14 protein-coding genes and 1 pseudogene are annotated in these 14,812 nt (G+C 35.7%); 6 read left to right on the top strand and 9 right to left on the bottom strand.

Annotated features, from left to right (window positions below; all coding sequences use genetic code 11):
- Positions 1-122: 122 nt before the first annotated feature.
- The 4 genes from cas2 to ACI4L0_RS08620 all read right to left on the bottom strand — a co-directional run bounded on the left by cas2 (position 123) and on the right by ACI4L0_RS08620 (position 5,559).
- The gene (gene cas2 / locus ACI4L0_RS08605; protein ID WP_439799759.1) at positions 123-458 is read right to left on the bottom strand and encodes a CRISPR-associated endonuclease Cas2; all 336 of its coding nucleotides are present in this window, start codon (positions 456-458) and stop codon (positions 123-125) included.
- A complete protein-coding gene (gene cas1 / locus ACI4L0_RS08610) occupies positions 430-1,350 on the bottom strand; it encodes a type II CRISPR-associated endonuclease Cas1 (RefSeq protein WP_439799760.1) in 921 nt (306 codons plus the stop codon). The genes cas2 and cas1 overlap by 29 nt, the downstream gene beginning before the upstream one ends.
- A 36-nt stretch (positions 1,351-1,386) precedes the next feature.
- Positions 1,387-4,569: a type II CRISPR RNA-guided endonuclease Cas9 gene (gene cas9, locus ACI4L0_RS08615; RefSeq protein WP_439799761.1), complete on the bottom strand. Its 3,183-nt coding sequence runs from the start codon at positions 4,567-4,569 to the stop codon at positions 1,387-1,389.
- A gap of 438 nt (positions 4,570-5,007) precedes the next feature.
- Positions 5,008-5,559: a TetR/AcrR family transcriptional regulator gene (locus ACI4L0_RS08620; protein WP_439799762.1), complete on the bottom strand. Its 552-nt coding sequence runs from the start codon at positions 5,557-5,559 to the stop codon at positions 5,008-5,010.
- 164 nt (positions 5,560-5,723) lie between these two features.
- Here ACI4L0_RS08620 and ACI4L0_RS08625 point away from each other — a divergent pair, with 164 nt between their 5' ends.
- Positions 5,724-6,548: an oxidoreductase gene (locus tag ACI4L0_RS08625; RefSeq protein WP_439799763.1), complete on the top strand. Its 825-nt coding sequence runs from the start codon at positions 5,724-5,726 to the stop codon at positions 6,546-6,548.
- A gap of 551 nt (positions 6,549-7,099) precedes the next feature.
- On the opposite strand, the gene ACI4L0_RS08630 is transcribed toward ACI4L0_RS08625, so the two are convergent.
- The 5 genes from ACI4L0_RS08630 to ACI4L0_RS08650 all read right to left on the bottom strand — a co-directional run bounded on the left by ACI4L0_RS08630 (position 7,100) and on the right by ACI4L0_RS08650 (position 11,043).
- Entirely contained in the window at positions 7,100-7,429 is a 330-nt protein-coding gene (locus ACI4L0_RS08630; protein WP_439799764.1) for a hypothetical protein, read from the bottom strand.
- A 44-nt stretch (positions 7,430-7,473) separates the two neighbouring features.
- The gene (locus ACI4L0_RS08635; protein WP_439799765.1) at positions 7,474-7,992 is read right to left on the bottom strand and encodes a DUF4339 domain-containing protein; all 519 of its coding nucleotides are present in this window, start codon (positions 7,990-7,992) and stop codon (positions 7,474-7,476) included.
- A gap of 33 nt (positions 7,993-8,025) precedes the next feature.
- A complete protein-coding gene (locus ACI4L0_RS08640) occupies positions 8,026-9,537 on the bottom strand; it encodes a GYF domain-containing protein (RefSeq protein ID WP_439799766.1) in 1,512 nt (503 codons plus the stop codon).
- Between the two features lie 16 nt (positions 9,538-9,553).
- Entirely contained in the window at positions 9,554-10,189 is a 636-nt protein-coding gene (locus tag ACI4L0_RS08645; RefSeq protein WP_439799767.1) for a hypothetical protein, read from the bottom strand.
- 122 nt (positions 10,190-10,311) lie between these two features.
- A complete protein-coding gene (locus ACI4L0_RS08650) occupies positions 10,312-11,043 on the bottom strand; it encodes a hypothetical protein (protein WP_439799768.1) in 732 nt (243 codons plus the stop codon).
- 337 nt (positions 11,044-11,380) lie between these two features.
- Here ACI4L0_RS08650 and ACI4L0_RS08655 point away from each other — a divergent pair, with 337 nt between their 5' ends.
- From ACI4L0_RS08655 to ACI4L0_RS08675, 5 genes and pseudogenes are all read left to right on the top strand, one after another.
- Entirely contained in the window at positions 11,381-12,241 is an 861-nt protein-coding gene (locus ACI4L0_RS08655) for a sensor histidine kinase (RefSeq protein ID WP_439799769.1), read from the top strand.
- Positions 12,210-12,893 (top strand): response regulator, encoded by a 684-nt coding sequence (locus tag ACI4L0_RS08660; RefSeq protein WP_439799770.1) that lies wholly within the window; start codon positions 12,210-12,212, stop codon positions 12,891-12,893. Before ACI4L0_RS08655 ends, ACI4L0_RS08660 begins: the two co-directional genes overlap by 32 nt.
- A gap of 350 nt (positions 12,894-13,243) precedes the next feature.
- Positions 13,244-14,029 (top strand): annotated as a pseudogene (locus ACI4L0_RS08665) (Fic family protein); the annotation flags it as partial.
- Between the two features lie 63 nt (positions 14,030-14,092).
- Positions 14,093-14,266 (top strand): winged helix-turn-helix transcriptional regulator, encoded by a 174-nt coding sequence (locus tag ACI4L0_RS08670; RefSeq protein ID WP_439799793.1) that lies wholly within the window; start codon positions 14,093-14,095, stop codon positions 14,264-14,266.
- Positions 14,226-14,735 carry a GxxExxY protein gene (locus tag ACI4L0_RS08675; RefSeq protein ID WP_439799771.1) on the top strand — a complete coding sequence of 170 codons (510 nt, stop codon included), beginning with the start codon at positions 14,226-14,228 and terminating at the stop codon, positions 14,733-14,735. The genes ACI4L0_RS08670 and ACI4L0_RS08675 overlap by 41 nt, the downstream gene beginning before the upstream one ends.
- Positions 14,736-14,812: the final 77 nt, after the last annotated feature.

The following is a 14,812-nucleotide window of genomic DNA, read 5'->3' on the forward strand; positions in this document are numbered from 1 at the left end:
AATATTGCTCTCGATAGAGGTTGCAGGTTGACCAGAAAATTTAATCAGTTATAATACATTCAGCGTAACTTGTTATACAGAAAAGAAATAGGTTGCGCTGAGTGTATTTTTTTTGAAAAAAATCAAAATAAAAGGAGTTGTTCCTGCGATTTTTTTTCTTGTTTTGTTCTGCCGTTAAAACTGATGATATTTGCATATTGAGCATCCGTTACAGTCAGTATATCTACTTTTCCTTCTTTTGGCAAATTATTTTGAATTAAGCGGTAATATTTTTTGCATGCGTCTTTGCCAGAAAATAATCTTGTATAAATAGAGTATTGCACCATATCAAAGCCGTTGTCTAACAGCAGGTTTCTAAATTTTGCGGCATCTTTTCTTTCTTTTTTCTCGACAACTGGTAAATCAAAAAAAACAAATATCCACATAAGCTCATACCGATTCAATAATGGCAATTCCATCAGCATTTTTCTCCAGTTCAGGTAATGTTATTAAAGTTTCTTTTTTTTCTAACGCATTTACATAAGAAGAAACCATAATATTCATACTTTGAACAATCTGTGTTTTTTCATTACGGATATCAACAATAATGTTTAAAATTTTTGCAAGGTTTTTCTTTACGGAAGGTGTTAGTTCACATTCTCCATTTTGTATTTCTTTATAGACAATTACATCAACGATAGGGCGGTAAACTTCAAAAAAATCATCAGAAAGACAAAAAGAATTCAATTTATTATCATGAAAAATTCCTAAAGAAGGTTCTAAACCGTGAACGCAAATTGCCCTGATCATTGCAGCACGCATTATCGCATAACCGTAATTCAGCATTGCATTTATTCCGTTTCCATTTTTATCTCTGATAAATGAGTCGCCAAACAGTTCTGTCCAGTAAATTCTTGCGGCATACGCTTCCCTGTTTTCTGTATCTCCTGACTTTACCATTTTAGAGATTTTTCTTACAAGAATGAAATTCTTATTGAATAATTCCAAAACCATTGCCTGATGTTCTATTTTCCGAATAACAATCTGCTGCCATACTTTCTTTTTAAATGGCTCAGAAGCAGAAATTTGCGTTCTTAGAATTTTTGAATGAAGAGAATGAAGCCCGACTGGAATTGTAATGCTTTGCGGAATATAGTTTTTTCCGCAAAAAACAGAAATACAACCGCGTTCTGCTAAAGCATTGATTATGTTTTTGGTAAGGGTGGTACTTTGTGCAGATAAAAGAAGGACTGCTATATCATCTAAAGGAATTCTGCCTAATTCTTCACCCTTAGATTTTATTACAATAAATCCGCGCTCAAGAGAAATATATCGATTTTCTTCGGCTATTTCTAATACTCGGTTCAGCACGATTATATTATCGGTATATTTCTCAAGAGTGTATAATTATTTGTTTTTCCTAAAAACTCTGCCGATTGGATTCACAGTAATTGGCTTTGCGTTTTTGGCTCCAAACAGGATATTTACAGAAAGAAAATTGTGTCCTTTTTGAACTTTCCAGCCAGACTCAAGCATATTTTCATTTGTAGAATAAATCCAGTCTGCGCAGTCATTTACAGCATAAATCGGTCTTATATCAAGTTTGTTCTGAGTTGCAGAAAATCCTGCTATACGGCATTTCAATAGCTTTCCGTTTTCAGAAAATTCCAGATAGTCATCTTTATGAACAATACAAAGCTGTTTTGCAGCTGGATGTGGCTTTCTGTCGAGGACCTCTTTTTTTACGACAGTCTGATTATTTGAATTTTTAATGACCTCATTGCGCCGGATATATTGCGATTTATAAGTCTTTTTTTCAGATGGAATTTCCCAGATAATGGCCGCAAAATAATCTTCCGGAGCAAGATATCTTGGAATTTTGCCTGATGTAATTTCTATAGGTGTCTGAACACGATTTATGCAGCGAACTTTTTTTATTCCTGTATTTTTAGAGTATTCTGTTAATACATTTTCAATTTTTTCGCTTTTATGTTTTTCTACATATTCTTTTATATCGGTTTTTATTTTTTCATCTACTATTTTATCAAGATTATTTTCTTTAAGCCCTATAAGGTTTTCCCTGCACACAAAGAAAGGTTTACCGTGAATTTTTATTTTTCCGAGTAAAGTTTCTTTTGAAAGCTTGCCTTCAGAGCCGTGCTCCGGTTTGAAACTTACAATGATATTTTTTACTTTTTCAATAAGGTCTTGTCTGAGCAAAGGAAGTTCCGGCACTTCGATTCTGTTCCCTTTATGAGAATTTTTTGTTGCCAGCCTCTGAACAAGACTTCTGTCAGTAAGTGCAATTACAACAGAATCAACTGCATGATGCCTGTGATCAAAACGATTTTTTTTGTAATTTCCAACCTGCTCAGGTTTTAGACCTAAAAAGGCAACTTCTTTTTCTGAAAATTTTCTGCATAAAATCGAATCCAATTCCCATTTGTCGCGCAAGAACTTTGTCATTGCTCCATTAGTTGCCCAGACATCAGACGGATTTTTAACCAGACATTTTAAGTAACGCAATGCGGCTTTTGCAATATACTGATTGTCAGTCAGTTGTCTTGCAATAAAACTTGAATCTTTGTTAAAAGAGTCCATTGCAGTTGCAGAAAATTTATTTTTCTTTGAAGGATTTTTTAACTGGTTGGCGCGGAAAACTATTTGTTCCCAATCATAGCCGGCTGGATTTGAACCGAATGCTTCATAAGGAGAGCGTTCTGCTTTGTATGCGTTGCAGCTTGCATGCGCGACTGTCAGATTTGATTCTGCATCAAGCAATGTTCTGCTATAGGGAAGGATATGTTCAATTTCAATATTCTTTGTGAAAAGTTCATGTCCGCCGATTCCCTTACCGCAATAAATACATTTGTGTCCAAGTCCAAGTTCTTCCCACAATCTGTATTTTAACCTGTCATTTCTGTTTGGATAGAATGTTTTTCCCTGATTTACAGATGAATACAGTTCTGTAATTTTTTCGTTTAAAATAACATTCTGCTTTGCACGTTCATTTTGCATTCTGGAAATTTCTGCGCGCTTTTCAACGCTGTTTTTTAAATCGCGGCTTAACTCAATGGCAATTTGAGATGGTTTTCCGTAAACTTTAATCAGATTGTTTACGACAATGCGGGTCTGGTTCAGTGCAACGTGAACTGTCGGATTGCTGATTTTTCCATAGCGTTTTTCAGGATTGCTTTCGTCAGCAGACGGGTCGACTCCCATTGTTGAGCCTGTAAGAATTTTTCCGTAGTATGGCAGAACATCACACTGTTCAACTTTTTGATCAGAAAATGTAAATCCTAAAGAACTTACGGCTTTATCATATTCAAGGTCAGAAATTTCTTCCATTCTTTTTACAAGTTTTTCTGAAACTTCTTTGCAGAGCATTGATGTTCCGCCGGAAAGAACTGTATTTTTTACGATAAAATCTTTTTGCTCTTCCGTAAGATTATATTTTTCAATAACCTGATAAACTTCGCAGTCATCTTCTGCTTCAAATATTGTTTCTACTATATTATCCTGCTCTTCAAGCGGTAATTCGTCCCAGAGTTTTCCAAACCGATTTTTACTCCGCATTTTTACGGCAGTTGGATTTCCGTTCAAAAAATCACGGTTTTCTTCAAGGTTGAAAGTACAGGCTTCACTGAGTTTTAAGGCTTTCCGCATCTGGTCAAAAGTAACTTTGTCTTTTGAATTCAACAAATCATATAGAACGGAATCCTGATTGTCGTTCAGTGAAATTTTTTTTCTGTTTTCATCGTAATAGGCAAGGTTTCTGATATCCTGAAGAATTCTTAATTTTTGAGAACAAGGCATTGCTTTATATGTCCGTTCTTTTTCTTTCATATAAATGCAGTAACCTCTTGGCTGTGGTTTTAAAGGGCGCTGTGTAAAAATTGTTTTGTGAATTTCGTCCCAGTCAATATTTTTATAGAATTTTTCCTGAACGTTACGAATTGCCGAGAATTCCTGCTCGTACATTTTTCTTGTCGGGTAATAAGTCATTCTTCCGGGCACAAACCTGATGCCGTTATTTTCTTTCTGGCATTTGTACAAATATTCGCCGATCGTTCTGTATCCGCTTTCTTGAATTGTTTTTTCCAGATGAGCCTGCATATCAGACTGTGATTTTATTTCTGAATTATTCTTTTTTTCTGAAACTTCTTCCCGAGTTCCGTCTTTCCGGTTGCTTTTAAATCCACGTCGCACAGAAAGATTAAAGAGAACTCTGCCAAGTTCAAACGGCGTCAGTTTTTCATCAAGGGCTTTTATTCTTAATTCATAAGGATTTAAAAGTTTTAACTCCATACATTCTTTTTTATCTTTTGGGAATAGCCCTTGCTGTTGCAATAATCTGAATGTTTGCTTTCTTCTTAGTTTCCGTCTGTATATCGATTTTCGTTGTCCTCGTGCAATCCTTCTGGAAACTGCAAGCGGCTCTTTTGTCTGTGAATCTCTGCCGTCTGAAAAAATCCTTACTCCTAAATCTACTAATTCTGAAGGTTCATTGTCTTTGTCTATGGAAAGAACGCTCCAACCGATAGAATTTGTCCCTAAATCAAGTCCAAGACGCCAGTTTAAATTATTCATACATTCTCCGTTTTTATTTTATCTGAAAGTGGAATTTATTTTTTAAAGAATTATATCACTAATATTAAGTATCTGCAAAAGATTTGACATATTCTGCTTTTATGGATATTATATAGTTACTGATTAAATTTTGTGGTCAACCTGCTAACAAGAAGACATTTAGTCTTCGCAAAATGTTTTTATATTTGTTGATATTTTTGCGCGAATATAAATAACTTCAGTAAATGAGAAAGGAAGCTGCGGCTTCCTTTTTTTTATGCAAAAATAATAATTGCAAAGTAAGATTTGTCTGAATTTTCTAATCTTCCAAAGATGATGTTGGTTTTAATCTTTTTTAAGAATATTACAGATTTTGAAAAACGATTATGGAACTGCGCCCTCCCCTCCCCCGCGAACTTCACTAAGGTGGATTGCTCCATGCTCGGCTAATTGTGCAAACTACATTTCGGACAGATATTTTACCAGAACAGACTTTATGAGTTTTTTATCGGTTTTCATTCCATCGGAAAGCCAGCACATAATGACATTCCACACTGCCCCGATATTGAATGCAATCAAATATCTGCTTAATCTGCTGTCGACACCGTTGAAATATGAGCAGTCACTGCATAATTTATCATGAACCTGCGGGATGACGGTGTTCAGTTTTTCAAAAACCAAATGCAGCAGAGAATTCTTGTTTAGAATCTCAAAGAACCTTATGTTTTTTTCCACACTGGAAAAGACAATGTCAAAAAAAACTTCAAGGCTTTCGTTTTCCATGGATACAAAACTGTCAAAATAATCTTCCAGAAACTGGCAGATCACAGAATCAAGCACATCGTCTTTGGAATCAAAATTGCGGTAAAAGGTTTTTCTTGCAATTTTTGCCTCATATAAAATTTCCTTTACAGTGATTTTTTCGTAGGGCGTTCTGTCCATCAAGTCAAAAAGCGCAGATTGTATTTGCTTTTTAGAAAAAACTGCCGACGGATTTGTGGATTTGTTCATGGCCTGCCTCCGCTTTTAAGTTTTTATGACACTTTTTTTTAACTTTGTATCACATTTGAAAAAACACTTGTTTTATCTTCAATAAAATCATATTCTTTTTTTATGCATGACACAAGAGTGTCATTTTTATAACAGTTCATCAAACAAAAAAAACGGAGGAGAAAATGAAAGTTGCATTGATTACAGGCGCATCAAGCGGAATCGGTCTTGAATGTACAATGAATTTGCTGAAAAAAGGATTCACAGTCTATGCCCTTGCACGCAGGACAGAGCTTCTTAAAGAGGCAGAGTCAAAAGGCGCGCGCGTTCTCTATATGGATTTAACAGACAGCAGCTCAGTAAAAAAATGCATCAGCACGGTTCTTGAAGAGCAAGGCAGAATTGACGTGCTTGTAAACAACGCGGGCTTTGGTCTTGGAGGAAGCCTTGAGGACATTCCCATTGAAGAGGCAAAAAAGCAGTTTGAAGTAAATGTATTCGCCCTCATGTATATTACCCAGCTTGTTCTTCCTGCGATGCGAAGCCAGAAAAGCGGAAGAATCATAAACGTTGCTTCGATTGGCGGACATTTTTCCCTGCCGTTCGGCGGATGGTATCATGCGTCAAAATACAGCGTGGAAGCTCTCAGCGATGCACTTCGCATGGAAGTCAAAGATTTTGGAATAAAAGTTGTCATCATTGAGCCAGGCATGATTCAGACTGACTGGGGAATAATCCATGGCCAGAATATACTGAAATTTTCAAACAACAGCTGCTATGCAGAAAAATCCGCAAAAGCCGCCGCCTACTACAAAAAAGAATACGGCGACCCGACAAAACTTTCACCGCCAAAAGTAATTTCCCATGCAATCGTAAAAAGCATTTTGACAGCGCATCCAAAGCACCGCTACAGAACAGGCAAATATGCAAGACTCATTATTTTCCTAAAGAAACACCTGCCGGAATGCCTGTTTGACTTCCTCACACTAAAAATAATGGGAATCAACTGAAAAGGTATGCCTCTCTCCCTCTGCATGAATATAAGAGGGGGGGGCGAAGATAAGCTACAGTAAAGAATTTAAGTACAGACAATAAAACTATCAAACGAAATCTAAATAAGACAACTCTGTACAAACCTCGAACAGATTCACAATACACTGCTACTCCAACTAAAACGAAAGCAATAAAAACAATGATCAGTTACTAAAATTAACTTTTTCATCATTGTATTTTTGAAATTCTGCATACTAGGGTAATTGCAAAATAATTGCCTGAAGCAATGCCACCTTCTCCATTTTGTCTGCAAATCTGTATTTTACCTATATATACTCAAAAGGGGAAAATAATGGTATAATAGAAATTGTTGCGTTTGGTGTGCTGAATTGCAGTTCCGGAGCGAAGCGGAGGAATGAGCCGCGCAAGACGGCGAAGTGCGGATAGCCCGTTTTTTGCGGAACGAAACGAAGTGGAGTGAAACAAAAAGCCGCCCTGTGAATTCTTTATATTTTGAAACTTTATACACAATTTCTTCTAGAACATTCACAGTGCATCATTTTTTTTATCAATCTAAAGCTTTTGCAAGTGCATAAGCAATTCCAGCGTAAAGCAGAATAAAAATTCCATTAATAATAATATATGGTGCAAGATGAAAGGGTGCAAATGTTGATACAATCTGTACAATTAATGTTGTTGCTAAAAATATTACTGAAAGAACCGTTATGTTAATGCCACCTCTATCTGCGTATTTAATTCCAAATCCACCGATTAGAAAAACCGCAATTTCCACGGTTGATATGGCAAACATGAGCCATTTCTGCCATTCAGATGAATTTGCTGCGTAAAAATCATATCCTGCTAAAACTGAGATTCCAGCCATAATAAGTGTTGGCACAAGCTTAAATTGTATTTTTATTTTAATTTCTCCATTCCTTAAAGTTATTTTTCTTCTGGTAATTCAGGGGGAACAAGGGCAATCAAAGCTAAAAGTTCTTTAAAATCCTGAGCTTTTTTCCATTCTGAGTCTCCACTTTGCCATATAAGGGTTTCTGCAGATACTTTTTTTTCAACTACAAGCCTTGCAATCTCAAGCAACGAAAAAGGACCTGACATCTTACTTTTATCAGAAACATAAAAAACTTCAGAAATGTTTGATTTTGCCAGTTGAAGTTCTTGATTTTGCGGAATTGGCGTTGGCGAAGAATGAGTAGCGTGACTTCCTGCCTGTGCAAATGCTGCCGGATTATTTGACGCTTGCTGTGTCTGAGCATATTGCTGATAGACTGGCTGCCTTACTTGCTGCTGGCTCTGCTGATATATATTTTGTGTAAGCGGAGGTTGCCGCATTTGGCTCATCATGTTGTTCATAGCCTGTACAATCTGCTGGCTCATTGACATTCCTATACCAAATTCAATAAGTCTGTCAATTGAAAAGAAATTTTCTTTTGAATTCTGCATTAGCATCTCCTTCCTGTGTTTATTATTCCCTAATTATTGGATTGGTGGAGATACAGGAGGCATCCCGCTTGCTGCACCAAATAAAAAAGCAAGTTCTGCAACTGTAGAAGCGGCCTGCCAGTTAGCCATACCGTTAGTCCAGACAAGGCTATCCTTTGTAAATTGCCCGGCTGCTATTTGCTGCTGAAGCTGTGCCACAGTGAATGGACCTGCAGCCGTTCCGTTTACAGCAACATTGTACATATTACCTGTCGTTGGTGGTGTTTGAATTCCACCAACTGGTGCCGCCATTCCCGGCATAACTCCTGCTCCCATTCCTGTTGCCGCTCCTGCAAATGAGTTTCCAAGCATATTTGCCATTCCCATTCCGACTGCCTGACCCATAGCCATATTTGCCATCATAGCTCCAGGATTCATGTTTCCATTTCCACCACCAAGATTAATGCTTCCGGCTCCCGAAGCACCTTGTTTTCCCATTGCATCTGCTGCGGCAACTCCAACCTGTGTCTGATGTTTAATTGCGAATGCCCCGAGATTCTGTTGTTCCGCTCCAAGTTTTGCCGCATAAACGTTTGCTTCTGTTGCTGCACGCTGTGCAAACTGACTTTCCACACGATTAATATGCATGGTTTCTTTCATGTTCTCAAGATTTATAGTCTGAGACTGTTTCATGGCATCCATCTGCATTGTGTTCATGTCCCGCTGATTGCTCAAATTAATTTGCTGTTGCTGGAGAGTAGAAGCAACCGCATAATCAGCTGTCATGGATTTTATCTTCTTGTAACCTTCACTCGTCTTATCGATTTCAAGATCTACTATATTGAAAGTTTTTAGTGTAACACCGAATATATTTGTAAATTCCGGTGCAACTTTTTGCTGAACAATATCACTTACCATCTCAATTTTGCGTTCAATCTGAACCAAAGGAATAGGGACTCCTCCATAACTTCCGTCAGGAATGTTTATCACTGTTCCTTTAACTTTTTTAATAAGGTTATCGCGAATCTGTGATTTAAAATCCTCTAGCTCAAAATTAGCAAGACGGTGGAGTTTTACAAATTCCTTGTAATTAGTAATACCAAAAGCAAAAGAACCTCGTACAGCCATCGGAATCGGCAAATCAGCAACTTCTGGACGCGGATCAAAAGCATCAAAAAAAGGAATTACAAACTGGACTTGAATAAGTTCTGCCATATTAATATAGTAGACTTCCGCTTGAAACGGTGTAGAACCGCCAAATGCAAGGCCTACAATTTTTGACAAAACAGGAAAATTTGCCGTTTTAATAGTATCGTTATAAGGACCTTCAATAAAATCTTGCATTGTACCATCTTTCTGATGATATACAAATGCTGCAACTTCACCGTCTTTTACATTGAGTGAAGAACCATACCGGATTGCATTTTCTTTATTCGTTGTTCCAACCTCTTGACCGGATGGCCGCCATTTCCAAATAAGATAATCTGTTTGATCACAGCGGATTGCATCCATCAAACCGCCTTCATTTTTCTTAGGAGTATCACCTTTTTTTCCAAAAAGTCCCATTATTTTCTCCTGTTTGTTATTGTAATTTTTGTGCGATTACTAATGAATCTAAAATTTTTGTAATATTACAACAATAAGAATCTTCTGCAACATATTGACTTAAATCTATTTTGCTGGCGAAATTACTAAAATCTGTATGAATTTCTGCAAATAAGGCAAATTGATTTTCTATTTTTTTAGGAATATTTGTTTGACCTCGATAGAATTTTAATGTATAGTTGCGGTCAACAGGCACAATAAGTTTCGGAAGCAAAAAATGTAATGTTTTTGAAATCGTTACTAATTGAGCATTGCTTTTTGAAAGCTGCATATTTACGAAGACAGTTTCAAGAGAACTTTTACATTCATTAAAATTCCTTATGTCATAAGATTCTAATTTTAAAAGATTTTCTTTCTGATTTTGCACTAAAGTACAGAATTCTTTAAATTCTTTTAAACCAGCACCTCGACTGTTCATCCCCCAAGCATCCAAAGTTGCATACAACAATTCCATAAAATCTTCGGAAAACTTATTTTTTCGCTCATAGTTTAAAATACATTTGTAAAGATATTTTCCTGCAGAATGAGGGCGATACTTTTCCTCAACTTTTTTTAATGTAGGGGGAATGTTAGACTCGTCATATACATCTATCAAGTTCCTTCGTATGAACATTGCTTATTATCCTCCTCTTTTAGACTTAATCTGTTTTTGCAACATTTCACGTTTATCATTCCATGTGTCAATATATACCTGATTTCCATATTTATCATATTTCCATCTCAAATCAGCAAGTTTCAGTTCGGCAGAGTCTGAAGTATAACTAGGTAAAGCATTACCATGTAAAATGCAATCATAATAAATGCGCCTATCATTGGTAAATATATACTAGTTGCCTCTTTAATTGACTTTTTTCTTTTTAAGATTTCCTTTTTCTTTTCAAGATTGTCTACCTCCTCTATGGTTCTAGAAACCATCTTTGAAAATTGCTCAAAGCCTTTTTTGTCTTCACCAAAAACGAGCTCTGCTTTTAAATGAGCTAGATCGAGTTTGCCTTTCCATGCAGCATAGAAATCTGCTTCTGTAACTTTTGTAACTTTTGTAACTTTTGTAACTTTTGTAACTTTATTTGCATTTTTATTTCCAGTAAGAATACTTTTACATATTCCCAACATTCCCCCCTGCTCATAAAAATCATCTAAGTCTAAGTCAACCTGGGGTGGTTCAGTTATTTTAGAACATTGAGAATTTGCAAATGTTTTTATCTGCTGAATTGCAATCAGAGCAAATTCAATAATATCTTCTTTTGTATTTGGAATTGGAAAAAATTTAATCAACTCCAACTGACGAACCTTGTCAGTTTCTTTCTGATAAGTCTCGAAAAACTCTTTTACTGAAACTGAAACTTCAATTTCTCTAAGTTCATGTCCACATGCAGGGCATTTTGCCTGAAAAGACTGTAGTACTTGTCCGCAATTAGGACATTTTTTTATTGAACCTACATATTCCTGTTTTCTTGTTTCTGACATAAAAAACTCCAATATTTTTCTAAAACCACATACACTTTTAATTAAAATTATCCTGGCTTTTTCTATTTTGTCTTGAGCAAAAAATCCTATAGTTAATCGGGAAAAAATCCTAAGCACGCGGAAGAGTTTTGTGATATAATATGCTTATGAAAATAAAAAATATTTTCAAAATTGAATATATTTTGCTCTTTTTTTCGTTTGTGCTTTTTGCTGTTACGATTGTTCTGAAAATTTCGTTGCAGAAAAAATACGACGCGCTGAATATTCTGATAAGTGACCTTGTTTCAGAAAATTGCGAGGGGGGGGTATACAAAAGAATCAAGATGCATTTTTTACCTTGCAAACAACGCTCGCTCCTTTTATTTACTACAACAAAGAAATAGAAAATCAGTTTGATGCACTTTCAAAAATCATAAAAAGCAACGGATGTGAAAACGATATTCTTTTTTTTGCAAAAAGCATTGAACTTGAAAACTTAATCCGCTTGAATCAAAAGGCAGTAAATTCCGGCTATAATTGTCTTTTTATCCCTTCCTTTTTTACATTCATAATTTCCATTCTTTTGATTTTATACAAAACATTCTGCAGGAAAAACGAACTTCTTCGTCAAGAGAGCCTGAACAGTGCAAAACTCAAGTTCAGCCAGGATTTGCATGAAGGAGTTGCACAGTACTTAGCGGCATTAAAGCTTTTTATCAAAAACGGAGAAAACGAAAAAGCCGCTTTTTATTCTGATTTGGCATTTAAAGAAGTCCGATATTTAATTGATTCAAACCGTCTTGATTTTACTCAGGACTTTGAGGAAAATTTAAGGCAGACCTTAAAATCTTTTGAAATTAATTTTGAAATAAAAACGGAATTTTTGTGTGCCTCAAACCATATAAAAAATTTTAATCAGGAAACTCAAATGGAACTTCTCAGAATTTTTCAGGAAGCATTGAGCAACTGTGCAAGACATTCAAATGCTTCTCTTCTTACTGTAAAAATAACCGACATCTGTTCTTCTGTCCGATTTATCATTCAGGACAACGGCAGAGGTTTTACTGAAGAAGAACTTGCCGGCAAAACTACAGAAGAAAAAAATCATTATGGACTTAAAAATATCTGTTCGAGAGTAGAAAGTCTTGGCGGTGATATAGAAATTTCTGGAAAAGGAGGAACGACAATTGCAGTTACACTTAAAAATATTGTTTGTTGACGACCATTCAGGCTTGCGCGACGGAATCAGTTTTCTTTTGAATAAGAGAAATCCAAATCTGGAATTTTATAATGCTTCAAATAAAGAAGAAGCCATTGAAATTCTTAGAAACAACGCTGACATAGAAAATGCTGTTTTAGACATAAACCTTAACGGCGAAAGCAGCCTGAATTATATAGATGAATTCCGCAAGGTTCAAAGTAATCTTAATATTATTATTTACACTATGTATTCTGACATGCTCCACATTGAAGCGGCTTTAAGAAAAAATGTTCAGGGCTATATCACAAAAGATTGCGATGTAAAGGAATTTGAAAGAGCAATTGAATTTGTTTCAGGCGGCAGCCTTTATTATAACAAGCCAGCTAGAGAAATAATGCATTCCTTACTTTCAAACAATTCAGACGGTATCAGAACTTACGAGGAACATTGCAACCGAGAACTTTTCGAAAACTACAAGACCTTTACGCCAAAGGAACAGGAAGTATTTCTGCTTTTGTCGCAGGAAAAAACCACGGATGAAATTGCAAGGCTTCTTAGAAAGTCAGAAAAAACAGTCATAAATCAAAAGTCAATTATCTACCAGAAGCTTGCCATAAAAGACAGGATGGGACTTTTAAGGGCCGCAAGAAAACTTGGAGTTATTTTATAAAATATGAAATCATATTTAAGGCTAAAAAATAAATAACGCAACCACATCTTTGAAATTTCAGTTCTTAATTCGAAGATAGAAAATGTTCAGCATTATAACATGTTTTGGACAGTCCATATATGTATTATTCAATCTTTTAAAATCTCAAGAAAACTGTATAATAATTATTATAGAAGAAACCGGGTCGAAAGGGATTGAGAAGCATTATTGAAAGAAGCGATGATTGTCGGGTGAAGCGTGTTTTTATACTCAAAAAGGTGAAAAAATGGTATAATGGGTTAGTGATGTTCACTTTTTTACCGAAGGTTGTTAGGTCTGAAAAAAGCAGATTGTAAAAAAAAGGAAGGTGGATGAAAAACGAACTTATATCAGTTTTGAATGAATATACTTCTCTTGGCATAAATCAGCAGCTTAATTATGAAAAATTCTATTTATATTCGATTATAACCCACTCTACTGCTATCGAAGGTTCGACTGTCACTGAAATAGAAAATCAGCTTTTGTTTGATGAAGGAATCAGTACGAATAAGCCGATGACTGAACAGCTGATGAATCTGGATTTAAAGATGGCTTACGAAAAAAGTTTTGAATGCGCAAAAAGTCATCAGGAAATTACAGTTGAATTACTTTGTAATCTTGCTTCGTTCGTAATGAAAAATACAGGTTCGGTTTATAAGACAATTTCTGGAGAGTTTTCTTCTGCAAAAGGTGAATTAAGGCTTTTGAATGTGAGTGCCGGTCGCGGTGGAAAAAGTTATATTGCATGGCAGAAAGTTTCGGACAGGCTTCAGAAATTCTGTGAGTGGATAAATTCAGAACGAAATAAAATCAATTCAATAGAAAAAACTGACGTTAAAAAAATATATGAATTAAGTTTTGAAGTTCATTATCGTCTTGCAACTATTCATCCTTGGGCGGACGGGAACGGAAGAATGAGCCGTCTGGTTATGAATATGATTCAGTATGAATACGGCGTTATTCCGTCTATCGTAAAAAAAGAAAGTCGGGTCGAATATATACAGTCACTTTCAGAAAGTCAGGACGAGGAAAATTTTGCGAAGTTTATTGACTTTATGATGAATCACCACATTCAGAATTTAAATCAGCAGATAGATGAATATAAAAAATCTCTGGAATCAGATGTTGCAGAGGGTGGTCAGAAAAACAAAGGTGGTCAGAAAAAGTGGTCAGAAACGACTATGAAAATTCTGGAACTGATAAAAAAGAATCCGCAGGTTTCAAGAAAAGAACTTTGCGATAATTTAAAAATAAATCCAAGTGCCGTTCAAAAGCATATTGAAAAATTAAAGGCCCAGGGGATTATTAAACGAAGTGGCGGAGCAAAAGGCGGCTGGTGGGAGATTTTGGAATGAAGCAGAATTACAAAAAAATAACAGGTGTAAAGAAAAAGCCACACGGATTGGTTCGTGTCTAACGACACTCACAGAGAAAAATATGCTGTTATATGAAGAAGAAACTGGGAAAATTATAAACGCATGCTTAATTGTCTTTAATGAACTTGGAAACGGATTTCTTGAAGCTGTTTATCAAGAAGCGTTGGCGATAGAATTTGAGATTCAGGGAATTCCTTTTAAAAGAGAGCAAAAGCTTGAAATAAGTTATAGGGGCAGAAAACTAAATAAAGAGTATTATGCTGATTTTATATGTTTTGATTCGATAATTGTTGAGTTGAAAACTGTTTCGACTCTTGTTTCTGCACATAAAGCTCAGGTTATCAATTATTTAAAAGCTACAAAAATGAAAGTCGGTTTGCTTGTAAATTTTGGAGGGGCTTCATTGAAGTGGGAAAGAATTTCTAACTTTAATGATGAAGAAAAATAAAAACACGCAGATTGGTTCGTGTCTAACGACACTCACTTTTTTAAGAGTGAAGACCGTTAGGTCTGAACCAATCCGTG

The sequence above is a fragment of the Treponema sp. genome, assembly GCF_051883275.1.
Lineage (GTDB): Bacteria > Spirochaetota > Spirochaetia > Treponematales > Treponemataceae > Treponema_D.